This window comes from Paenibacillus dendrobii (assembly GCF_009807035.1).
Taxonomy (GTDB): Bacteria; Bacillota; Bacilli; order Paenibacillales; family Paenibacillaceae; genus Paenibacillus_AQ; species Paenibacillus_AQ dendrobii.
Window position 1 is genome coordinate 248,063 of sequence record NZ_WUBI01000002.1, and the last position, 22,897, is coordinate 270,959.

31 protein-coding genes are annotated in these 22,897 nt (G+C 34.0%); 6 read left to right on the forward strand and 25 right to left on the reverse strand.

Annotation, left to right across the window (positions count from 1 at the left end; translation table 11 throughout):
* Positions 1-61 precede the first annotated feature (61 nt).
* The 25 genes from GRF59_RS15045 to GRF59_RS15165 form a co-directional block, all read right to left on the reverse strand.
* Positions 62-697 carry an AP2 domain-containing protein gene (locus tag GRF59_RS15045; RefSeq protein WP_237391847.1) on the reverse strand — a complete coding sequence of 212 codons (636 nt, stop codon included), beginning with the start codon at positions 695-697 and terminating at the stop codon, positions 62-64.
* Between the two features lie 205 nt (positions 698-902).
* Positions 903-1,157: a hypothetical protein gene (locus GRF59_RS15050; protein WP_341480075.1), complete on the reverse strand. Its 255-nt coding sequence runs from the start codon at positions 1,155-1,157 to the stop codon at positions 903-905.
* A gap of 160 nt (positions 1,158-1,317) precedes the next feature.
* Positions 1,318-1,719 (reverse strand): hypothetical protein, encoded by a 402-nt coding sequence (locus tag GRF59_RS15055; protein ID WP_160498538.1) that lies wholly within the window; start codon positions 1,717-1,719, stop codon positions 1,318-1,320.
* 213 nt (positions 1,720-1,932) lie between these two features.
* Positions 1,933-2,118 (reverse strand): hypothetical protein, encoded by a 186-nt coding sequence (locus GRF59_RS15060; RefSeq protein ID WP_160498539.1) that lies wholly within the window; start codon positions 2,116-2,118, stop codon positions 1,933-1,935.
* A 100-nt stretch (positions 2,119-2,218) separates the two neighbouring features.
* Complete coding sequence (locus GRF59_RS15065) at positions 2,219-2,713, reverse strand: hypothetical protein (protein ID WP_160498540.1); 495 nt, start codon at positions 2,711-2,713, stop codon at positions 2,219-2,221.
* Positions 2,714-2,849: 136 nt separating this feature from the next.
* The gene (locus tag GRF59_RS15070) at positions 2,850-3,035 is read right to left on the reverse strand and encodes a hypothetical protein (RefSeq protein ID WP_160498541.1); all 186 of its coding nucleotides are present in this window, start codon (positions 3,033-3,035) and stop codon (positions 2,850-2,852) included.
* 60 nt (positions 3,036-3,095) lie between these two features.
* Positions 3,096-3,398 carry a hypothetical protein gene (locus tag GRF59_RS15075; protein WP_160498542.1) on the reverse strand — a complete coding sequence of 101 codons (303 nt, stop codon included), beginning with the start codon at positions 3,396-3,398 and terminating at the stop codon, positions 3,096-3,098.
* Positions 3,399-3,430: 32 nt separating this feature from the next.
* Positions 3,431-3,709 (reverse strand): hypothetical protein, encoded by a 279-nt coding sequence (locus GRF59_RS15080; RefSeq protein ID WP_160498543.1) that lies wholly within the window; start codon positions 3,707-3,709, stop codon positions 3,431-3,433.
* 28 nt (positions 3,710-3,737) lie between these two features.
* The gene (locus GRF59_RS15085; protein ID WP_160498544.1) at positions 3,738-4,019 is read right to left on the reverse strand and encodes a hypothetical protein; all 282 of its coding nucleotides are present in this window, start codon (positions 4,017-4,019) and stop codon (positions 3,738-3,740) included.
* Positions 4,020-4,422: 403 nt separating this feature from the next.
* A complete protein-coding gene (locus GRF59_RS15090; protein ID WP_160498545.1) occupies positions 4,423-4,662 on the reverse strand; it encodes a hypothetical protein in 240 nt (79 codons plus the stop codon).
* 88 nt (positions 4,663-4,750) lie between these two features.
* Entirely contained in the window at positions 4,751-5,251 is a 501-nt protein-coding gene (locus GRF59_RS15095; RefSeq protein WP_160498546.1) for a hypothetical protein, read from the reverse strand.
* 360 nt (positions 5,252-5,611) lie between these two features.
* On the reverse strand, positions 5,612-5,833 hold the full coding sequence (locus tag GRF59_RS15100) for a hypothetical protein (RefSeq protein WP_160498547.1): 222 nt from the start codon (positions 5,831-5,833) through the stop codon (positions 5,612-5,614).
* A gap of 24 nt (positions 5,834-5,857) precedes the next feature.
* On the reverse strand, positions 5,858-6,004 hold the full coding sequence (locus tag GRF59_RS15105) for a hypothetical protein (protein ID WP_160498548.1): 147 nt from the start codon (positions 6,002-6,004) through the stop codon (positions 5,858-5,860).
* 58 nt (positions 6,005-6,062) lie between these two features.
* Complete coding sequence (locus tag GRF59_RS15110) at positions 6,063-6,293, reverse strand: hypothetical protein (protein WP_160498549.1); 231 nt, start codon at positions 6,291-6,293, stop codon at positions 6,063-6,065.
* A gap of 212 nt (positions 6,294-6,505) precedes the next feature.
* Positions 6,506-6,817 (reverse strand): hypothetical protein, encoded by a 312-nt coding sequence (locus tag GRF59_RS15115; protein ID WP_160498550.1) that lies wholly within the window; start codon positions 6,815-6,817, stop codon positions 6,506-6,508.
* Positions 6,818-6,878: 61 nt separating this feature from the next.
* Complete coding sequence (locus GRF59_RS15120; protein WP_160498551.1) at positions 6,879-7,358, reverse strand: hypothetical protein; 480 nt, start codon at positions 7,356-7,358, stop codon at positions 6,879-6,881.
* 120 nt (positions 7,359-7,478) lie between these two features.
* The gene (locus GRF59_RS15125; RefSeq protein ID WP_160498552.1) at positions 7,479-7,946 is read right to left on the reverse strand and encodes a hypothetical protein; all 468 of its coding nucleotides are present in this window, start codon (positions 7,944-7,946) and stop codon (positions 7,479-7,481) included.
* 165 nt (positions 7,947-8,111) lie between these two features.
* Positions 8,112-8,369 (reverse strand): hypothetical protein, encoded by a 258-nt coding sequence (locus tag GRF59_RS15130; RefSeq protein WP_160498553.1) that lies wholly within the window; start codon positions 8,367-8,369, stop codon positions 8,112-8,114.
* A 526-nt stretch (positions 8,370-8,895) separates the two neighbouring features.
* Complete coding sequence (locus tag GRF59_RS15135) at positions 8,896-9,420, reverse strand: hypothetical protein (protein ID WP_160498554.1); 525 nt, start codon at positions 9,418-9,420, stop codon at positions 8,896-8,898.
* Positions 9,421-9,691: 271 nt separating this feature from the next.
* Positions 9,692-10,123, reverse strand: coding sequence for a helix-turn-helix domain-containing protein (locus GRF59_RS15140; RefSeq protein WP_160498555.1), 432 nt, complete (start codon positions 10,121-10,123; stop codon positions 9,692-9,694).
* Positions 10,124-10,160: 37 nt separating this feature from the next.
* The gene (locus tag GRF59_RS15145) at positions 10,161-10,442 is read right to left on the reverse strand and encodes a DUF4258 domain-containing protein (RefSeq protein WP_160498556.1); all 282 of its coding nucleotides are present in this window, start codon (positions 10,440-10,442) and stop codon (positions 10,161-10,163) included.
* Positions 10,443-10,798: 356 nt separating this feature from the next.
* Positions 10,799-11,854 (reverse strand): hypothetical protein, encoded by a 1,056-nt coding sequence (locus GRF59_RS15150; RefSeq protein WP_160498557.1) that lies wholly within the window; start codon positions 11,852-11,854, stop codon positions 10,799-10,801.
* Between the two features lie 1,653 nt (positions 11,855-13,507).
* Positions 13,508-14,125, reverse strand: coding sequence for a hypothetical protein (locus GRF59_RS15155; protein WP_160498558.1), 618 nt, complete (start codon positions 14,123-14,125; stop codon positions 13,508-13,510).
* Positions 14,118-16,376, reverse strand: coding sequence for an ATP-dependent DNA helicase (locus GRF59_RS15160; protein WP_160498559.1), 2,259 nt, complete (start codon positions 16,374-16,376; stop codon positions 14,118-14,120). Before GRF59_RS15160 ends, GRF59_RS15155 begins: the two co-directional genes overlap by 8 nt.
* Entirely contained in the window at positions 16,373-17,413 is a 1,041-nt protein-coding gene (locus GRF59_RS15165; protein WP_160498560.1) for a tyrosine-type recombinase/integrase, read from the reverse strand. The genes GRF59_RS15160 and GRF59_RS15165 overlap by 4 nt, the downstream gene beginning before the upstream one ends.
* A gap of 208 nt (positions 17,414-17,621) precedes the next feature.
* On the opposite strand from GRF59_RS15165, the gene GRF59_RS15170 reads away from it, so the two are divergent.
* The 6 genes from GRF59_RS15170 (at position 17,622) to GRF59_RS15195 (ending at position 22,780) form a co-directional block, all read left to right on the forward strand.
* A complete protein-coding gene (locus tag GRF59_RS15170) occupies positions 17,622-17,852 on the forward strand; it encodes a hypothetical protein (protein ID WP_160498561.1) in 231 nt (76 codons plus the stop codon).
* A gap of 36 nt (positions 17,853-17,888) precedes the next feature.
* Positions 17,889-20,459: an RNA dependent RNA polymerase gene (locus GRF59_RS15175; protein WP_237391848.1), complete on the forward strand. Its 2,571-nt coding sequence runs from the start codon at positions 17,889-17,891 to the stop codon at positions 20,457-20,459.
* Positions 20,460-20,587: 128 nt separating this feature from the next.
* The gene (locus tag GRF59_RS15180; RefSeq protein WP_160498562.1) at positions 20,588-20,911 is read left to right on the forward strand and encodes an HU family DNA-binding protein; all 324 of its coding nucleotides are present in this window, start codon (positions 20,588-20,590) and stop codon (positions 20,909-20,911) included.
* Positions 20,912-21,021: 110 nt separating this feature from the next.
* A complete protein-coding gene (locus GRF59_RS15185) occupies positions 21,022-21,204 on the forward strand; it encodes a YonK family protein (RefSeq protein ID WP_160498563.1) in 183 nt (60 codons plus the stop codon).
* A gap of 4 nt (positions 21,205-21,208) precedes the next feature.
* Positions 21,209-22,417, forward strand: a complete 1,209-nt coding sequence (locus GRF59_RS15190; protein WP_160498564.1) for a metallophosphoesterase family protein — start codon at positions 21,209-21,211, stop codon at positions 22,415-22,417.
* Positions 22,418-22,429: 12 nt separating this feature from the next.
* Complete coding sequence (locus GRF59_RS15195) at positions 22,430-22,780, forward strand: hypothetical protein (protein ID WP_160498565.1); 351 nt, start codon at positions 22,430-22,432, stop codon at positions 22,778-22,780.
* The last annotated feature ends 117 nt before the right edge of the window (positions 22,781-22,897 follow it).

Genomic DNA, 22,897 nt, shown 5'->3' on the forward strand with positions numbered 1-22,897 from the left:
TTATACCATATGATTTTATATTATGTCTATATTTATTTTGTTAAATATAAAGGAATAAACATCATCCTTTATATTCTGTATCGCTATTCAAAATAGGATCGAAATATTTTTCCTCGGCTCGTTTACGAGCTTTTATAGCATCTTCCTTTTCGGAAAAATACCCTAGAGATATTTGTTTCCCCTTAAATCCAATGTGTGCCGTCCATTTTTGACGGGATTCATTCCATCGTACACCCTTGTGTCCACTTTTATTGCCTTTATGGAGCTTTGCCTTCAAAGCGGTTTTCCTCGTCCCATCCACACGGTCAGTTTTTTCATGCTCTCTTGCACCTATATCACGTTTTTCCTCTCTATTACACCCACAACTCTTATAATACCCAGCCCGCAGGCTGGCCCCGAGAACATATATAACTTCCCCACACTTGCAACGACATTCCCAAAGCCTTGTTCCGTTTGCCCCTCTTTTGTCGCTTAGTCGGATAACCTTCAAATCACCAAAATCCATGTCAGACAAGTCTTTCATTCTTGATGTGGTCCTATGGCTGCCATATTCCAATTCAGCGTCTTTTCGCGCTTGTACGGCGTCCTCGACATCAGTGAAATAGCCTAAATATTTTCGTTTTTTATTTACAAATATATAAGCACGATACTTGCCTTTGCGGCTGTCATAACTAACGTCTTTGTGATCATCTATCATTTTCCTACCTCAAATCGGCTTGCGAACCAAAGCGGAGTTAAATTACCTGTCCGCCCCTTGATTACAGCATCTGGCCGTGAAAACCGCTTTTCCTTACCGCGGTAAGATGGATTCAACATCGCCTTAGCTGTCTTACTTACATTTTGCTGAGTGGTACCGATATGTTCAGCAACCCACTCAGCTCCAACGTATTCAAGGGGCGGTGTTACTTTACCAGTGTCACGCCTATTGGATTATACCAGTCACACATTTCTGACTCATCAGTGATTTCTTCGTACTCATCATAAACATCCCACACCAGAATATATTCGTTATTTTCTGCATCAACAGCGGTTGCTTTGTAGTGGGGGCGTTCGCCGGAAACTCCATCAATATATGGGTCCTGTGTGGTCTTCAAGGTTTTCCCTTCAAAATCAATCACCGTCGAGTTAAACTCGTTCAGATCGCTAAAAGTTTTCACTAAATTTTTCCTCCTTGACATCATATTTAATATGATTTAATTTAAAAATGTAAGTGTCGCACCCCGTGCGAGTGCGTGGATTGAAATATTCTTATAGTATTTCAGCAGGAGGCCCTTTACGGGGCCTTTTGTGTTACCATCCCGATGATGCCCTCTTAATTTAAAATAGTTGCGCAATCACGAGAGCGTCCTTTATTACAATCTCTCCGTGATCAGGATCGTCATGGCGTCCCAGGCGCTTACTGGCGATTATGTAACAATGATCGGTACCAAAAATTTGGTCGCGCGCCTTTTCAGCTGCGAAGGAAGAATATTCGTAAGTCTGGCTGATTGACATGTCCCAGGCGGATGTACCGTTAAGAAGTTCCATCTCCTCGTATTCCTCTGTCCCGTATTTAGGGAACTCCCTTTCATCTTCGCGATCAGCGTTATGGCGGCTGTATTCGCATTCCTCACCGATCGCGCGTTCCTTGTTTTCAAAACGAAGTCCGATAAAATAGAATTCATTCTCATTGGCGACGTAGATTTCTTTAGCCTCCGCGTACATTTCTGCGACTGTCATCTTAATTCCTCCTTCATATATTTTTCCGTGATTCCTTGTTGTTGGTTTTATTATATCACACAAGGTTGTGCTACACAACCTTTTCTTGAAAATATTATAATTTCCATACACAAATAACTCCAAGCAACAAAACTAACTCGCTTGGAGTTTGATAAAATTAATCTTTCATTAAGAAAGACAACCCCGAAAATAAGATTGTCTTTGCAATATAAATTATTCAGTTTCAGTCCAGTACATGATTTTCACATGATTTGGAGTGGTTTTTTCTAACCTCACAATCTGTTCTTTTACATAATCATGTACTTCTCTCTCTTCTCCATTTGGAACATCGTAAATGCTTGCTCTTTTGTTGTGCTGTACTCTGTCAACAAATAGAATGTAATCAACTTCGAGTGTCATGATTGCCAGCCCCTCTATATGTAATTATTTTCCTGTTATATCTTTACGCTTGTCGGAGTCAAAGTTTACTAGCCGAGAGATTGTTATCAAAAAAATAAAGTTAGGAGTTACTTTTTAGTTTTACCTTATATTTTTCAGCTAGTTCTTTTACTTTATCCTGATATTCTCGCATCATCTTCCTTGCCTCTGAAAGCTTCTCATTCGCTTCAGTAATAGTCTTTATATCCTGTTCTTCTAGAGCATAAGCGATTGTTGTTAAAGCTGAATTCTGACGATTTAATCCGTCTATATAAATATTATGTACTTCTCGTAACTCTTTTGATTCAATTTTAACACTTTCAACTTTTCCAGTGAACTCGTTATAACCAGGTATTACTTTGTCCACCAAAACGTTGTAGGTTGTTTCGTCATCCGTAAAATTTGCTCCTGTTACACTTTCATAGGTATTAACTAACTCCTGTTCTTCAGTAAACAGAGGAACCATTTGTTCGTTAATATAAGACAGTAATTCTTCTGTTACCGGGTCAGTTTTGCTACACCCCATTAGAACATTAAAGAGCAACATAGTGCTGATAAGAATTATTAACTTTTTCAAAAGAAAACCTCCTAGTCTTAAATACCTTTTATCTTGTAGATTATAATGGAAAATAGTTCAAAAGCAATAGGGTATTTGGAACTAATTACATCTAATTCATTTCACAACTCTTCTTATTTTTCATGAAATAACTGTTTTATCCAACTTTATCTTCTATTACCTGACAGACTGTGTGTGTAAGTACTAAAAATGTTAATGTAAATAATAAAAACGGAAAACTATTGTGCCATCCTTCTTGAAATACACACTGTGTATCTAATACTCCAAAAACAAAACAAGCGATACCAAATAATACAAGTCTACATTTAGATAATTTCTCCATTGTCCATATCTCCTTTTTGTAAAATTCTGCTTTTAACAGCTTCCTAATTAATAACTCCAACTAATTTTGATCAAAAATCATGCAGTACTCACAATCATCAAAAATGGCCTTTTCAATTTCTTTATTGGTTGCATCCTCCCAAACAGTTACCTTCCCGTTATATGTACCAATTGGCCTGACACTAATTGTATATTCGACTTCCTTGATTTTTCTTTGTTCGCTGTACGCTTTCTCTGCTGCTATAAGATTCTCAATAGCTTCATCAAACTCAGCTCTAGTTCGATTATTGTTTGTTGTTCCTGCAATACATGCCTTTTGATTAACAATGGATTGCAATTTCTCAATATCTTTTCTTGTGATCATTTCTCTTTCTCACCTCTTATAAAATACTGTTTTTATTGGAAGTACATTTCCTCGATTTTACGTTTAAATCGCGCTAAATTATTTTTTGCTTGTTGGTATGATCCATTCAAACCCTTCAACTCCAACGAATCAATTTGAGCACCAAATTGATTAAACACCGTTACCGATAAATCAAAATCTCCAAAAAACTTATGATTTTCATTAAATATATTTTCTTTCCCTACTATTTCTGCCTGAGCTTTATAGTTGTTATTGCTTAAATACTCCAGCGAACAATTTTTTATATCAAGTTTCTCAGTTGCCCATTCCATCTTTACCACTCCTTATAAAATCGTTGTTTCACTTAGATTCCTTAAATACCTGGTCATAATTTCCTTCAACATCTACTAAATGCAAATATGAATAAATCTGTGCAACAATATCTTTAATCTCTTTTCTTTGTCGTAGAACAAAGTTACGGTACAATTCATCTTTTAATAGTTCTTCTCCCACCAGACCGGAGAGCATCTCAATTTTACTTGTGATATCTGCAATCTCATTTCCCATTGCCTTCACTTTATTTCTTGCATATCCTGTAAAGTGGATCTCTTTTTCAATGCTTTCCAATTGATCTCGATTCATTTAGTTAACTCCTTATATTATGTATTTTTATTAAATAACCGTTTTAATAATGATAAGCCCCCATAAACCGATGCACAGTGAATACAAGATTGCATTTTCAAACGTTAGATGCTTCATAATTCTCATGTGATTTCCTCCACCTAATCTATAAAGCGTTGCTGTTCTTTATCATGTGAAAGTAACCTTTCATACAGAGAATTCATATCGTTCACATATAAATCGAGTAAAAAATTTAAATAGATAAACTCCTCAATGGATGCAATTTGCTGGTCTATTGCATCCATGATCTCATCAGGTAAAAGCGCAGGAAGCAATATACTGGAGGTTTCCTGCGCTTACCTGATAATTAACGTATGTACATTTTATATCGCTCTCTCTATGCATTGTTGTGGTCTCATAAACTCTACCAAAAACATGATCCAGTATTATTATATGTTACCTGATGAATTCCTTTTGTTTTAAGGAAAGCCTCCAATTTACTATAAAATTCATTTGAGGGATTAAGAACGAAACTGCTAACAAACGCATTATCAGTTATGCCTATATCAACTTTAAATCCGTTTCGTCTTAGCTTAATTATTGATCCCATGTTTTTAAGCGTTTGATTAAATTCATTTATATATTCTTCAGTAATTTCACTCATCAAACTTCCACTCCTTTTTAATATGAATCGATTTTCAGGATACCATCTCTTAAAGTTGTAGTAAAGACGAATAGGAGAATTATATCCCCTATTCTAATCCGCACTTATCACAAAATTCATCCCATGCCTTATCATATTTCTTACTTCCCGATCTACCTCCAAACTCTTTAGACCACATGTCTGCTACAATTTGAAATTGTCTATCAGTTAGGTCTTCGATTTCTTTCATGAATAACTCTTGTGCTATGCTGTAGCAAAATCCCTTTTCCTGTATTCTTATTTCGATACCACTTGGTGGATAATATCGCTTATTGTCTTTATCCATCAGATAATCGATAAGCCATCCGTTTTTCTCATAATAGTACTCGCGCGTTTTCTGTTCTTCTGTTTCTCTTGCCTCAATTTGTGCGTGTCTGTCTGCCTTAAACTTTATGTATTCGTCAACATTTCTTTTGTTTCCCATTTCCCAAACTTTGATGCCTGACACAATCTGCACACATTCGCTACCATATGGCTTACCTTGATACTCGAAAATGTTCTTGATACCTTGACCACATCTCGTACAATTAGAAATGATTCCTGTTTCCATTTTTGACCGCCTCCGTGTTTTAACTTATAACTAATTATAACACGGGTTATGCATTTACACAATAATATGTTTATATTTATTTTATTGTTTTTACTTAAAATAAGCATTTCATCGTGTTTTATAAACCTTATGTATCACTGTTGGAATTCTCTATTAGAATTTCACAAGCACTATCAAATACAATTTCTTTCGACAACTGATATCGCTCTTTATTCTTCTCATAATGCACTACAAACATAGGATAAAGTTGCAATTCACTACAACCTTCTTTCATGAGTCTCATCTTTAATACTTTTAGATGAGTTCTTAAATGCTCAACAGTTTTTATCTCCAAGTTAACCACACCTTATTACATTTATTTTATTTACTGCTATAACCAGAAGAACGAATTATGCTTTCAATCGAATTTATATTGTTTCTCTCTAAAATAATGTTTCTTACCCAATTCGGCCTATTTAATTTATTTTTATAAAAGGCTTTTTGGAATACCTTTATGTTTCCTTCGCCCGTAAATATGGCAATTTTACAAGGTGTATTTTGCATTGCTTTTATTGTTCCTTCATAAATCTTAAATAATTTCATTTTTATTTCTCCTATAATTAATAACTACCATTCTCTACCGTTTCTGACCGCTTCTAAATTTTCTTTTGCGTGGTTAATGTATTCTTCTTTTCGAGAATCATTTCCATAAGCACTAACTACCTTTTCCAATTGTTTTTCATAATACTTAATTAGCTCTTCTCTTGTTTTCATTTTTTCATTCCCCCTCTAATTTGTTGGTGAAACAAGCGTTACTTAGATACTTTTTACTCTAGATCCCTTCAACCTCAATTACTCTATCAATCATTTCTTCCAGGTCCAAGACAGACTTTTCATTAACTTTAATTTGATTTTTATATACTTCAATTGTGCATTTTTCTGTAAGTATTGTTGCTGTAGGTGCAATTACAAATGTTGTACTGTCTCCTGCTACTTCGTGACCATAACCATATGTATTCAATTTCTCGCTGATTGAGTTGACCAGTTTTTCAATGCTCTTCATCGGTATCACTTCCTTATAATTTGTATAATTACTTTATTAAATGTTATATCTAAGTGGATAGATTTTTTCCTTCCTGTGGCAATATACATAAATAGTATTATTGTGAAATCCTATTGTTTCCATTTTTGTCCCAGCGATATGAAAAATGAAACCTTTCTCCGTTATGTTTTTCATCTTTTGTCCCCTCCAGTTTAGTTGAAACAAGAATTTTATCAATTGTCGATCATTTGCAGATTATTTCTTGTAATAAAAGCTTTAACTTCTGAAACACCCCAAGCTTCTTTTCCCCAATCTTTTATATTTTCACTTTCAAAATTCTCTACTCTATTAAATTCAACCGAAACTCCTTCTTCAATGAGTTTATCAAGGCACGAAGAATGTCTGTATGTCTCCATTTGATAAAATTCTTTATGCTCATCTTCGATAAGTAGACCTTTTTTTTCTATAAAGCAGAGTTTGATTTTTTTCTGCTCTAATTCTGATAATACATCTTTAAAATCCACAATAATCTTTTTATTTTTCATTTCTTATTCCTCCGTGTTCTATGAAATCACTCTTTCACTTACTGTTTTAGAAGGACACATACTATTTTATATGTGTCCACAACTTACCCGAGTTCTTACTTTGACATTTCTTGCAAACATGTGCACCATCAGGTGGTAAATCTAATGGATCACCTTGAAGCAAATTAGGTCTATCAAGATTGTAACTTTGACAAGATGGATATCTATTATTCTCGATTTCAAATCCAATTTTATGCCACGTTCCTGTTTTTGATTGCATCCACTTTTTAAGTCCAGCAGATTCCTCAATTGCTTTACTTGTATTTTTATTTTCTTTTTTTGCTTCTATATTTTGACGTTTGAGTAAATCTTGTTTCGCTCTGTTCAGATCACGCTGCAGTATGCCAATTTCAACTGCTGCTTTTCTTTCTTCAGAACCTGCAGGAAATGTTGCCCAGCACTCTAAAGGGTCAGCTCCTAAATTTTTTAGAGTTTCAACTTGTACTAAGATTTTCGATTCATATCTTTCAACCTTTTTAACGGCTGCCTCAAGTTTGTTCACTTTGTCAACCCTCCATAATCGGATAAAATGAGTATTTCTTTTAACGATTTAGTTATATTATTATTATATTTACTTTATAATAAAATGTCAAGCCTTTGTTTTCTTTTTTTAAAGCGAAATTCAAGTAAAATATTGATAATCAAATTCAATATTTAGCTCAATTTGCTCTATTGTCGGCTCCCAATATATTAAATTACCTTGATCTTTATAATAAGCTACGTTGTTTTTTATAAAGAATGTCTTATTCGAATAAAATCCACAATTTCTCATATCCTCCAATAAATATTTTAAATCGTTACAGTCATCATTGAACAATAAACCATTTATATAGTTATAGTATTTAGCAAGATTATAAATTAATATCTCGTCTAAGCAGAATTCTAGATTTGGATGAAGTAAAACCTTATTCAAATTTATAAAAATTGTATCCTCTTCAAAAATCACATAACTATATCTATATTTCATTTTATTAGGAATGAATATTTTTCCTTTATATTCAAGACTACATATCTTCTTTGCGAGAAATTTAGTCTTTCTTTCTAACATTGGAATGGAATTATCATCTTTCGAGAGTAATGTTTGAATCAAAATATTCTCTCCTTTTATTAAAGATTTTACTTAGTGTTCAAATATACAATGTTACTAATTGTACCATTGTATATTTGTCTTGCCACCTAACCGCTCAATGTCAGCGGTTAACGCTCTAGGCTTAAGGCTCAATCCCGATATGTCGGGAACCGCCTAGACGGTTTATTATACATTCTGTTTTAGTAACAGATAGTTATAACTTGCTAATTCATTAAGGTCAATTCCCTTTGATTCAATTAAATTTTTGATCTGTTCTTTAAAGGTATTCAGTCCAGTGATTCGGTCTTCTTTATTTGCAATTTCTTCGGTGTTTTGGATTTCTTGTATCGCAAAGCTAATATCGATCATAAATCTATATAATTCTACTGGAGTACCTTTTAATTTAACCTCTAATTCAATATTAGTTTCAAAATCATTTTTCATTGTAATTACCTCCATTTTTTAGTCATATCATACCACTAATATGCAACATCAGTAATAATGAAATGAGGATTTCAATCTGATTTAATTCAAGTATTAAACCTTAGCTGCTAACGTTAACATTTCATTAAACACTATTAGATTGCTATATGCCTCAATTGGATCGATGTCTCTCCATTGTGATATTCCTTTTGTCATCTCTTTAATAAGTTCCAAGCCTCTATTATTTACGTTTATGTAATTTCCTTCAGGATAGCGTTTAGAAATTAGCTTTCGGACTTCTTCCTCTCTTTCCTGATTGAATAACTTCTGTACTTCGTTATCCTTTAAAACTGCCTTTTGTGTTTTACTTCTTCATTGTAAGATTTTAAAGCCTTCCTTTTTCCCGTTCTATTCATACAATCGCCTCCTATGTATTGACTTTATATTTTTATTATATTTATTTTATTGTTTAAAGTCAAGCGTTTGTTTTACTTTTATTTTAACCCGCTTTGATTTGTTTCATTGGTTTCACCTCCATTAGTTTAATTTAAATCTTTTCCATCCACCAGACTGAGTCAGTGAAATCAAGCAGCCCGCCTTCGGTCAGGATCGATTGTAAAGCCTTTTTGCCTCCTGCTGGTGTATAAGGTTTACCATCCCCTTTGAAGCCAAAGTAACCGAATGTAGGGTGATACAGTGTATAACCTTTTGGAATGATATAGCCACCTGGAACTATAAATTTTTGATTGGACAATTTCACAATTTTCAATGCTGCATTTATAGCTTTCGTTTCGTCTGTGCGTTCGTGATTAGTGTCATTGAGCGCTACGTACTCAAGAAGGAATGAAGTCATTGGAGATGCAGTAAACTCATTCTCGACTGCTTGAATAAGAAAGTCTGTTACTTGGATGTTTTCATCTTTCAGTGATTCATGAAAGCCCTGTTTAACTGTCAGTTGCTGACCAGGTAATAATTCGTTGTATGGGTGAGTACCAAAGTTAAAGATTTCGTTGGCCAGAAGATCGGAAAGATAATCCAGTTGTTCCATTTGGGAAAGTTGATTGAAGTTCATTATAATACATCTCCTTATAGTACAATTTATATAGTTATATTTATTTTATTAGCGAAGGATTAAGGACCCATATACAGTTTGACCTTTTAATGCTTGCTTACGTTGCCACTGACTTTTTAAAACTGCTAATTTAGATTGACTCACTTGATAACAACTCCTCTTTAAATGATTAACCTTATATTTATAATTATAATGATTTTATTAATAAAGTCAAGTCATTTCTTTACTTTTCGAATTGAATGTCAAAAATAAAACCGCTACATATGAGCGGTTAGACTATATAGTATTTGCTTTCCTTCTCTGTGATACGTCTAAACTTAAATAACACCTCTACAGGTTCATTCACAACATTTGAAACCCTAATCATTGTTTGAGCATCCAAATTGCCATCAGAAAGAATCTGATTAGCTCTTTGCTTAGTAACTCCTAAAGCTGCTCCTAACTCTTCCTGAGTAATTCCCTTGCTTTTAACTACTTCCTTCGCTGCATTCTCGAAACCTTCGTTTCTAAATATGGCTAGTTGCTTATCAATGTATTTACTTGCTTTTGGACTGAGGTAAATTTCTTTGCATTGATTACACTGGATAGCTGGAATATGTTCGATAACAAACGTCTTACCATATTCCTGGTGTTCCATTGTATGAAGAATATCAGTTAAATCTTTTGAGCCACACTCTACACATTTTGACATTAAAGTACCCATGTAACATTCTCCTTTTAGATGGACTTGCGGTGATTTCTCACCGCTTATCCATTACCGTTATGATTATGATTGCATTTTCTTCATCAAACTTGATTGCCAGTCTATGGCTATGTATTCCACCCTCAACCTTGTATGATGTGATGCCGTCAGGATTGTCTGTGTCTACTCTTAGGATGCGGTTGACATTGATTAGTATGTCCTCGATGTCAGCAGTCGTAATATTGCGGTCTGTCATTCGTTGCCTTGCATGAAGTCTGAGGAAGTACTTACCTTGTTTAGCTAGTGACTTGATTAGAGATATGATTTCTTGGTCACTCATTATGATATCACCTCACTTATCTATAAGTCAATTATACGCTTAACTTTGAGATTAGTCAATATATTTATACTGTATTTGTATGTTTATTTTGTTATAAATACAAATAAACCGCCAATTATTTTTGACGGTTAAAGGTGATCTGATATCGACAGCCGTAAGGCTGTACGGAGCAAAACAGACGCTTCAGCGGATTTTTGTGACGTGCCTTTAATGTGCGAAGCACTAAGATTAATACTCAATCGATAATTAAGAAAAAATCCTTGTGAATACTTATATTTTCAATAAAAAGTTGGACAAAACAACCTTATTAATATACTTATATAATAAGCCTGTTATAGCCAACTTTTTAATCATGTTTAAGTATTTTCTCCTTTATTTAAATGGATTTTTTCAATATCAGACCTTATGTTTGTGGCATTTTGATCAATTAATGTGTTAACTAACTTCTTATTGTTTTTTATGTATGTGAGCACAGATCTATAATAATTCTCTTTGCTTTTTATAGCTCTATTGTGCCTTGTTTTCCCATTTTCCAGCAGCTTTGATTTAATATTATTGTTTACATTTAAAAATCTGCTCATTTTCTCTTCGTCAGTAAGTGTGAAATTATCAATGTCCTGAATGTCTTGTAATGCGTTTAAAGCATGTTCTTCATTAAAAATAATCTTATAAGAATTATAGTAAAAATAAATATTGTGATTGTCAAAAGTAATAGCTTGTACTCTACTTTTAAATGTGTCCCACAATCCCTTTTTTACAACCTCTTGTTTATCATGACATTCTAATTCGTCCATTACATCGCGTTCAGCTGCTAGTATTATTTGAACCTCATTCTTAGTTGCTTCCCTATGGGTCATTCTCACACTAGAACTTATTCCAAAGCTATATACCCTATTACCATACTTATCTTTCTTATATGAATCTTTAACTGCCTTGATCTTTCCTGAATCATTTATAGCAACATTAGCATCAATTATACACACAGTCATAGCATAAGACCACATTACTAAAGACTTCTCTTTAAGCCTGTTTAGTGCATTCTCTAAGCTCCTGGTTAATGAATCCCTAGATAGATCATAGAACTCATATATTTCTTTCTCGCTTATGTCGGTGAACAAGCTTAACTTTGGAACATGTTTACGTCCAAAATTATAATTATCATGAACCATATTTAATAATAAAAATAATGAACTCTTAGGAAGAAAGGCTTGCCCATTCCTTTCCTGTATAATTAGATCAAGCAATAACTCCTCTATGTCACTTATGTATCCATATCTACTAAGTTTGTGTCTTGGTTTCTTATAAACCTTTTCAATATTATATTTATTGCCAAGCCTAGTATATTCAAAATACATTGTCCAGTCTTCGAGCTGCTTCCTTTTTGATGTTCCATTCTTAATGGGTTCATTCAAGAATAAGCATAACTCCTTGTAGTTCTTAAATAGTCGACCTTTTTTTAATTTAGATGTATCGATAATTCATTCCCCCCCAAAATGATGAATGTTATTGGTGTATGAGAACCGTTAAATAGGACACATAAGAGATGATCGTGTAAAGAATGATAGATATAACAAGATAGAGTGTACTAGTTAGATAGTACACTCATAGATAAGACAAAATTTGCCCATTTTATGTTAAGGCTCGATAAAACTGCACCCCCAGGCATGAGGCTTCTAATTTAAAATTGAGTTTGGCCACATTTTTCGAAAATTTTCATCTCATTTTCAAATCACCTCATGCAATGATTGTCCTATCTCTAGATGGTACACAATATATCTTATATACCATCTAGGAAGGGTATGGGGGGATAGTTAAAAGCCCAAAAACTGGCAGATATGCAAAAAAATTCGGCAGCACATCCATTTCCACACCCATTCATAATTTTCCCTTCTCACTGTTTTACGTCATTTTCATCAAATTTGACATCGTATTCGTAATCGTATTACCCCCATTTTCCCCTTTGTTTATATACACTTTTTCACCTTACTTTTTTACGTCTTATCCTCTCTTTGCCCATTTTAAACATCAAAATCACCATTTCCCCCTTATTCTATATAGGGTTTTACGATGTCGAGTTAACGATATAGCCCTTTTCGACCTGTTCTTCATCTTATTCCCTTATAAAATCTACACTTTTCTCTCCTCACGATAAAATGGTCAATCGTCACATTTTCAATTTGCGATAACATTTCGGGTAATTGTTAGAGTAGGGATACTTGATTTATTGAAAGATGGGTGTTTCAAGAGTTATTAGTTCCTTTTCCTGCAGATATAATGATTTCTTATCCAGTATCTAAGTCTGTCGGCAATGTTAGGAATATAAATCCAGAACTAATTGAGGAAATACCTTTAAACTCGAAGTAGCAACAAACCCGATAAAATGTATGAGCGTAGGATACACCCCAACTTCAATTCTACGCTCTAATCTCTTATTAATTAATCATGAATTCAGCATATAACTACCTCCACCAATACAAACACCTTGCCTGTGTAATTAATTTCAATTTCATTGATTTAATTAATAGCGAATAAGCAAGATGAGGCACTAGCAAGATCCTCCAACAATAATCAAAGAATCTCCCTCCACCATACTTCAAGTTTAAATTCTATATAGTCAAACCTCTAACATCGATTTTAAGCTCAAATTCTAAAGAGTAATCAATAGAATCAGAACATACCTCCCCAAACAAGTACAAACACCTCACCTGAACATTTATATTTCAAATTCATGATTAATTTATTAGCTAATTCAAGAACTATAATAATCACTCAACCTTTAACAATTTAAATATAATCAAATTCAAATATAATACCCAAGCGCAAGCGATCATTGCCAAACAGGGGGAAAATGTTTTTCGCCCCCCTTTAAATACTGGTTCTAATTGTCTATATTTCTATAGTCTATATATACTCTTTATATAGGTGCAAAATATGCAGCATAAATTGCACTTCAAACTAGTAATTTCTGCACTTCAAACTAGTAAATTTTGCACCTCTAGTGGTAATTTTTGCACTTAGCAAAAAATGGCGTCATATCAAGGGGTAATATTCACAGAAAAAAGAGACTAAAGAAGATTCTCTAGTCTCACATCATAATGGTTATTGTATCTGTTCCAATTCATCATTCCATCTTCATCATATTCAGATCTAACCTTGTGCTCTGTAATATTCAACAACTTTGCATTCTTTAATCGCTTATTGTATTCAATAATTGATCTAACCGACACTCCAGTATCACGTTGAATTGTCTCTTGAGATGCATAGCAAAACTGATTTATTGTGTTAGCTCTAATAATAAAGCTTTCGTAATAGTATAGCAGCCTAAACCCAACGCAACCTATGTTGTTTATCCTGGTGAACAGTTTGGTTGGGAGCTGTGTAAATGGTTTTGTGAATAATATTTTATTCAATCGTACAACGCTCATCTGCTTTCTATGTATAACTACTTCGTCCATTATGTATTCCTGCTCATATAGATTTGTTAGTGATTTCTTTAAGGTTCTATTGTCATGTATTCCTATTACCCGTTTTACCTCATTGAAGTCTACCTCGAACAAATCCTTTTTACTACCAGAAAAGAAATGAGCATACTTTAAACTGGCTAGAACGCAGAAGTCCAGTGGGTTAATATTCGGATCTCTTACAATATAGTTTGGGACTTGAATGAAAGCTGTATTACTCATTGAAACTATCCAGTCTTAGTAATTCACAAAGATGCGTATTTCTGCGTTTACTCTCCACTTTGCGGATTGCAAAATTAATTGTCTCAGCTTGAGTAATTAGTATCCCCTTTTTCTTGGCTCTTGTAAGCATTGTATAAAGCATGTTTGCTGATACCTGGAACTTATGAGATCGATCAACAATACTTAATACTGCAGGTGCACTATCGCCCTGCGCTTTATGTCCAGTTCTACACCAGGCAGCTAACAATTGAAATACATCTTTATAGTCAATTCTAAATGCTCCAGTATCAAACTCAATGATTATCCCCTTCTTATCACGTTCCAGCAATTCATCTGAATCTGTTTTAGCGTCTTCAAACTTTAGGTCAATTACTTTTCCTGAATCACCATTTACAATATCCACTATAGTTTCTTCTAGGTTTTTAACTCTGTACATGTTTGTTGTATTAAGGATATAATCTCCTACTCGGATCACATTTTCATTATCCTTACCGTATTCATATTCAAGTTTATCTTCTGACTTAGCATTTACAATAGATTGAATATATTTATTTATTTGAACTGTACCAAGTTTATTCTTCTTAGTTGGAGTCAACACCATTATTTCTTCGGGCTCATACTCATTAAGAAGGTAATTGTAATAATGCTTATAACCATTCTCCATATCAGCTTGATATAGACAATGAATCAGCAAATCCTTCCCAAACAATTTCTTACCTTCAAAATCGTCTTTAAGGAAGTACTCTCCCTTTCGGATCTTTGTAGCAACATCCAGAAGTCCACCCTCTTCTTGTCTAAAAACAATATCTAACTTAGTCATAGGTATAACTCCACTTTCAATTGAATCATGCAAAACGTTTCCAGCTTGGATTGACAAGAACTGAAAGTCATCGCCTACAAAGAGAATTCTCGCTTTAGGGTTCTTAATCTTTGCTAAAAGTGAGGAAAGGATGTAAATGTCAGTCATACCCGATTCATCGATTATTACAAAATCCTCATTAATCTCATACATCATTTCTTCATCCTTGCCAGCACCATAGCCAATCTTCCGATGTATTGTTTGAGCGTCAAATCCTGTGTATTGCTTTGTTACTTTGGCAGCCTGTGCAGAAGGGGATAAAAGTGTATAAGTTAATTTCAACTGGCTTAATAATTCAATAAGGAATTTTTGTAATTGGCTTTTTCCCGTTCCAGCATATCCTGCAAGCAATCCCGCCTTTGAATGTCTAATCATCCTAAAAAAGTCTTTCTGTTGATGCGTTAGACCATTAACTAAAATATCCTTATATTTATTTTCAATTTGTTTAATAAACTCATCAGGATTAAAGTTTAACTCCTCACCATTGCTCTCGCTTAACATCATCTTCAATCGTTTTGCTATGTATTTTTCTGCATTATACGCTTTAATGAGTGATACTTTATCATCAATAAACTTCAATTCCCCTGTTTTTTCAAGAATCTGTTCAACCAAGCATTCTTCAACCTCTAACTTTTCCGATGAAGATCTTAACAACTCATCACGATACATAAAGGTATGACCCTGCTGTTCGTTATCTTCGAGTGTATATCTGATTCCATACTCAATTCTATTTTCATCATTAAACTGCACACCCATTGCTCGTGCTATCTTATCTGCGCGTTTAAATCCAAAACCGTTTAGCTTGGTAAGTATGTATGGACACTCATCGAGTTTCTGCGTTGCTAATTGGATAGACCCAAGCAATGTTTTCAACTTTGTGATAATCTCATATGTAATTCCGAACCTAGCATATTTACTAAGAATATCTTTGAACTCAATGTTTTCTTCAATACGATTTTTAATCTTTATCAATGTTTTTTCTCCAAAGTGTTTTACTTTTTTATAATCGAACTTATCCTTCATTATCAGCTCTATAATATCCTCGTCAGGATAAGTTCGGTATACTTCAGCCAACTGTATTTCCGTCATCATTGTAGCCAGGAATTCTTTTTGTCCATCTAACGTTTCCGGTACATCTTGATATATGGATATGATGTTATAACTTGCTCCAAATTTCGGATCAATTTTATCAAGAACAATTTGTGCTGTATACTCAGTATCTAACTCCAAACGTTGCATAACGCCTTTTATTGAAACATTTCCGTACTCATTCTTCTCAACCTCGCTGCTATTCGTAATACATGCGTATATCCGAAAGTCGTTCTTATTGTCTGCTTCCTTTTTTGGAAACATCATTCGTACAGGCGTTAATTTTAGTTCAATAAAGCTCAACCAATCATCTCCTTTTGACTAATCATTTCTAACGCTTCTTTCTTCATTTGAATAATGGTTCCTACAGATTGCTGCTTGATGAGTTGGATCAGTTCTTCTTTACTGAGCAATTCAAACACATCATCATCAAGCCTATCGTCCATTCTTAGACTAATGCTCTGTGAGTAATCCTTCAACTTATGTCTGTAGTATTTATTTGTAGTGTTGATGTCGCTATGATTCAAATGTTCCTTCACTTCTTCAAGAGACCCATAGCTTGCAGCAACGTTTCGGAAACTGTGAAATACAATGTTTCTTTCTTCCGATATGCCCATTTCATTCTTAAGTGAATCCATCATACTTTGTATCGTTGTCTTGCTTAAGTGGAATATCTTATTATCGCTGTATTTCTCATAATACTTTTGTTCTTTTATTAACAGTAATTCAGAATACAATTCAGAGGATATGGGAACAGTATGTTTCTTACCTCCTTTACCTATAGTAGTTACTAAATAATGATCTGCTTCTGGATTCTTCTTGATATCTGTCCACCCAAGTTTCAAGAGTGAAGACTTACGAAAACTTGTGGTGTAAGCAAGCCTAATGAGAGATGATTTTTCCTGACCCTTGGTTTGTTTCTTAACCAGGTTAGCCATAAGCTCTGCTTCATTAAAAAATAGACTGCCCGCAGATTCAGAATCGTCTGGGAGAACATCGACTTTCAAGTACTTAGAATTAACTTCATACTCATTTATTTCAAGGAACTCATACAAACTTTGGATAGCAGCCATCATATTATTAATAGTCGTGTTTGTATAATCTGCTTCATGATTTCTTAAGTAGACCTGGTATTTTACTACATCTGCATTTCGAACATGCAAATCATCTTTCTGAAGCATCTCAATTGATTTCTGAGCAAACCACATGAAGAAAGATCTAATGCTTCTTTCATAGTTGCTCTGAGTGTTCTTACTTTCAAATTTGGAAACAAAAGTTCTTATGTCTTCATATACTGTTCCTGTATGTAATCCTACTATATTGTTTTTAGCTGCATTCATCTTTGCAACCTCCCTTCGATTAATTACATTTTATCATTATAATGAAAACAAAGTCAATAAAATAAAAATATTAATATCGATTGACACACAGTTTATTTGTTGATATATTTGATTCACAGAGATAAACATTCTCTGGAATACAGATGGCAATGTACCTTTTGAATGTTACTCTCTGAATTCAAAATTAGAGAGGATTTATAAATAATTAATGACAAAACACTTTAAAGAAATGCAGGACATGTACTACGATGGAGACAAAGACTACTATGATGATAGAGATGTTTCACCAGAAATGAAGCAAGGAACCAAAGATTGTATCAAATACATAGAAGAAGTAATTGATAATGAAGCTACATGGTTAAAACAAGAAGCACAAAAGAAATATTACCGTGAACCTTATAAATCAGATCCGGAATTTGTGTCTGCTCTTATTAAGTAATTATAATAATATTAAACAATTAAGGAGGACTTATTATTGACTGAACTTCACAAGCCCGTATACATACCCTCCATTGAAGGTAGTGACATATACAACCATATGTTCAGGGGTAGAGATTTAGATTTAAAATACATAGGAATGGTTCCATCTAGTCTAGAGTTAAATAAAGTAATTAGCTTAGGATTGAAGACTACAGCAAAAAAAACTAATGGAAAGCTATTATCAACTGATATTATTAACGTGAAGTTTAAGCAAAAAGTTGACTCAGGTAAGCAGACAATCAAAAAAATTGAGTCTAAAATAGAAAACCTGAAAGATAAGCCCGAGTACCGAGAAAAATTAAACGATTTTGTTCAATCAATATTATTAGAGCTAGATCAACCAAAATGGATCGGTGTTTCTCAGTCAGACCTCAGAAAGAAGCTTTATAGTGATGGTTTCGTCTTAAACGGAGTAAAATATGTTGTTTATAAACGTTCTAGTGCTAAATCAAGAATTGGTCAGTGTCTATTTATCAAAGAAAAGCTTTATGAACCGATGATCAAATGGAGTAGAATGGGCATAGATTTCCGGGATGATAATATTGATATCGACTTCCCCTCCTTACTCGCCTATGAAAGTCTGGTTGGTTCATCTCTAGAGGATACTATACATGTAGATCCAAACAACATTCTGATTATTAGCGACGTTAAAAGTACTTTCAACAGAATTTCTAATGTAGTTAGAACAGGTTCAGATGGATATCTTGATAGCTTTCTTGAAGAATCGCTAATATCAAACAGTTTATTTGATGGCGAATCTCTGTTGGAGTCATCTTACTTTCCAGAAGGAAAGTCAATGATGCTGTTACGTAATCACATGTTTAAGAGTGCTGCCTTTAGCTGTAATATACAACGCTTCTTAAGGAATCATTGTCCACTTGGAACCAATTATGACGATTGGGAACTAGAAAGTATGCATTCAGAGAAGATTTTTGCTAAAGATGTTCATTTTATTACTACTCCGAGCAGCCTTAAAGCGCTAAAATTCAGCCGCCTCAAGGGATCTGAAAAGAACATGTGGGAGTACTGGAAAAAGATCGTAATTAAAGATAAATGTTTGTTCGGCGTTTGTAAGAGTGAAAAGAAATCTAAGCGCGGATATGACGATATGGGAAGAGTATTACAGCAGACTAGTTACCAAATGATTAATTCACTACCAATGACAAGAGAAGACATTAAGAATTTTACGTTTCTCGAAAAAGAATACATAAATAGACTTAAAAACGAAGATGGATTTTTCATTTCATACCTAGAACAAACCAAAAATGACATGAATACCAATAAGATGTTTGTGGATTTATATAGCACCAATCAAGATATTGTTAAAACAAAACTGTTCAAGAACTTTAGAAAGAAGACCATCTCATCTTATGTCACCCATATTAAAAACGGCAAAGTAAGGCTTAATGGCGACTACTGTGTCATGTTGGGCAATCCCATCGAGTTTTTGTATCACGCTATTGGAAAGTTAGATACGAGTGAACCGCAATGCGTAGATTTAAACGAAAACGAAGTTCACACAACGCTTTTTGAAGAAACTGAACTAAGCGGATTTAGAAATCCGCATACTAGTCCGAATAATGTTTTGTTGGTCAAGAATGTTAAAAGTAAATTTATAGACGAATATTTGAATCTTACAGACAATATTGTCTGTGTGAATGCAATTAAGTTCCCCTTACAAGACATTCTATCAGGCAGTGACTACGATAGTGATACTGTACTTCTCATTAAGGACGATTGCTTGCTTAAGTTAACAAAGCATGTATTTGGGAAATACAATGTATGCATCAACAAGGTGTCGAGTAGCAAAAAAAAGTATAAGGTTAACAATGGAGATATGGCTATTATCGATAATGAGTTATCAAATAGTCAAAGATACATTGGGCGTACGGTTAATGTTGGACAGCTCTGCATGTCTCGTTATTGGGATATGTTGAATAAAGGGAAGTCTGAAGAGGAAATCATGGAACTCTTAAAAAAGATTGACGTTGTTACTGTCCTATCAGGTATATGTATCGATCTTGCTAAAAAAATGTTTGATATTGATATCAATAAAGAGATTGATCGAATATCTAAGACAAAAGAACTGCTCAATAAGAAGCCTCTATTTTGGAAATACGTCAGTCAATCAAATGACATTCAGACGACAATGTATAATTGTCCAATGGATTTCCTATTCGAAGAAATGGCTCAGTTAAATTATGCAAGTCCTATTGAAGAAGTTCAGTTAATAGATTTACTATTACCCGGGGAGATTAAAAAAAGCAACAGACGACAAGAAAATAAGATATTAAGCTACGTAGAAACAATGGTAACTAAAATAAATAATACATATTCAAGCAATTTATCTGAAGAAGAACGCGACAGGAAGATTGACGATGTAATAAAGTACTATAGATTCTATATTGATAAGATTCAAATTAATGAGTCAACAATGCATTCTCTACTCGTTAAAATTTCAAAAAACAAAAAAGACAAGATCGCTTCGAGACTGCTAAATGTCTTGTATTCTTCTCAAAAAGACCTATTTTTAGGTCGTTTTTGCCCAAAAGTTGCACACTTTTAAAATGAATATACGTAAAATACCTATATTTAATAAGGATTTTTTGAAGATCTAAAAGGTCTCCATATGATAGGGGTAAAAATCCTCTATTAAAAAACATATAAATATAAATTCTAAGGGAGAAATATTACATGAATAAGCAAGATTTGATTAATAATGTTGCAGACAATACCGATTACGCAAAGAAAGACGTAGAAAATGTAGTGATTGATGTATTTAATCAGATTGCAGAAGCACTCAAAAATGGCGAGGATGTTAATATTGCTGGATTCGGTAAGTTTGAATCACGTGAAACGAAAGCTCGAAATGGAATGAATCCAAAACTATTCAAAGAACTTAAAGAACAAGGCGTAGATGAAGTTACCGCTAAACAGCAAGCCGCTGTTGCAATTGCCGCATCTAGAAAGCCTACCTTCAAGCCAGCAAAAGCACTCAAAGACTCAGTAAAACTATAATTTCATTAAGATATACATAGAAAAATCAATTCCTTTTAAGTGGTGTAGTCGATTTAGACTATACCTCTTCCCCATTAATAAACATCGAATACTGAAAGGGAGAATCTAATATGGCTAAAAGTAAAACAACGGAATCATATAAAGGTGTTTTCGAATACGAAACTATGGAGCTGACTGAAGAAACAAAAGAAGGCGTATTTATTTATGATATTAAGGAAGCATTAAAACGTTTTGACGGTAAGAATTTGTCATTTCAGCTGGTTGAAGAGAATCCAGTGCAACCAAAGGAGTGATTAAATGAACAATACTCCGCAAACAAAAAAGAATACTGATGAGAGTATTGAATCATATTTGTATCGTCTTGGTTCAAACAAGGATACATATGGCGTAACCTGGGATGAAATAACTATTCTCATGAACGAAGAATCTGGAGAATCTTTTTCTGAATCGAAGTGGAGAAAAGACTTCTCATCATTTAAAAGGGGTTATGATTATGCCTCCTCCACTCTATTCGAAGATGAAGTATATAAGAAATTGACAGATAAAGAGATAGAAATTCAAAAGAAAACTGTTCAATTTCGTGACCAGCGTAGAGAATACAATAAATTAATTAATGAACAAGGTAAGATCGATGGAATTAGGGGTATTGTCGTAGAGGCTGCCCACAGACTATCTGAGAATTATCCTCTGTTAGTAACTAATAAACCCAAGAATACATACGATTCAAATAAAGAAGCAGCACTCCTTCTATCTGACTGGCATAAAGGATTATTTGCAAACAGTTACTGGAATAAGTTTGATAACAATGAGTTTTACAAAAGAGTTAATAAAGTTGTAAATAGGACAATTGAAGATGCTAAACGTCATAACGTAAAAACTATTCACGTGTTTTCATTGGGAGACCTAATTAACGGTTGGATTCACACCACAACTCGGATTAATAGCGTTGAAGATGTAATAACTCAGACAATGGAAGTGTCTGAATCCATGGCGCAAGTATTACATACTCTTTCCAATGAATTTGAATCGGTCAAGTTTTATAACTGTCGTGGGAATCATGATCGTGTAACTCCAAACAAAAACGATGAAATTGCAAAAGAGAGTTTCGCTGACATTGTACCTTGGTTCCTAAAAGCAAGGCTATCGCACTTATCTAATATCGAATTTATTCAAAATACATACGATGACGAAATAATTACAACCGAAATTTGTGGTAAAACTATATTTGCTGTGCATGGTCATAGGGATAGAGTCGGAAATGTTGTTGAGAATCTTACCTTGATGACAAAACGCATTCCAGATTTTTGCTTTATGGGTCATATTCATCATCATGAAGAGAATGAAGTGCATGGCATTGAAATTGTTGTAAACTCAAGTTTGTCTGGTGTGGATGCCTATGCAAAAGAAATAAGAAAAACAAGTAAACCAGCTCAAAAACTAATTATCTTCGATAACGAAGAAGGCCGATTAGCTACATACAATATCCGCTTAGATGTAAATGTATAGGAGGCATTAATATTGACAGAGGCAGAGTATCTTCAGGGCGAGCCAGAAAATGAACCCGATAACGACCTCCCTTCTGCGTTTTTATCTGACGAAGATTTACCTTCAAATACAAACGTAGTTATCATTCCAAGTTATAAACCAAATATTGAACTTATTTTAGACAACTATGTTGATCAGGTTATCAAAGTTAAAAATAAAGTTCAGCTCAAAGAAGCTCTCTCGTCAATTTGGAATCACGCCGCGTATCACGGCGCAATTTCCGAACGCTTGGACAAACTCCAGGATGACGTTGAAATGCTGCAAATCGATCTACTGTCAATGGCTGGTTATGAAATAGAGTTCATTGATGGAGATGAAGGTTAAAAGTAAAATACAAAGAATTCGTCAGACGATTTTAATGATCGTCTTTTTTGTTGTTTGTATTTTTGAAAGGGATTTATCTTTGCAGATATCTAAAACGGGCCACTCCCTCCTGCCCTT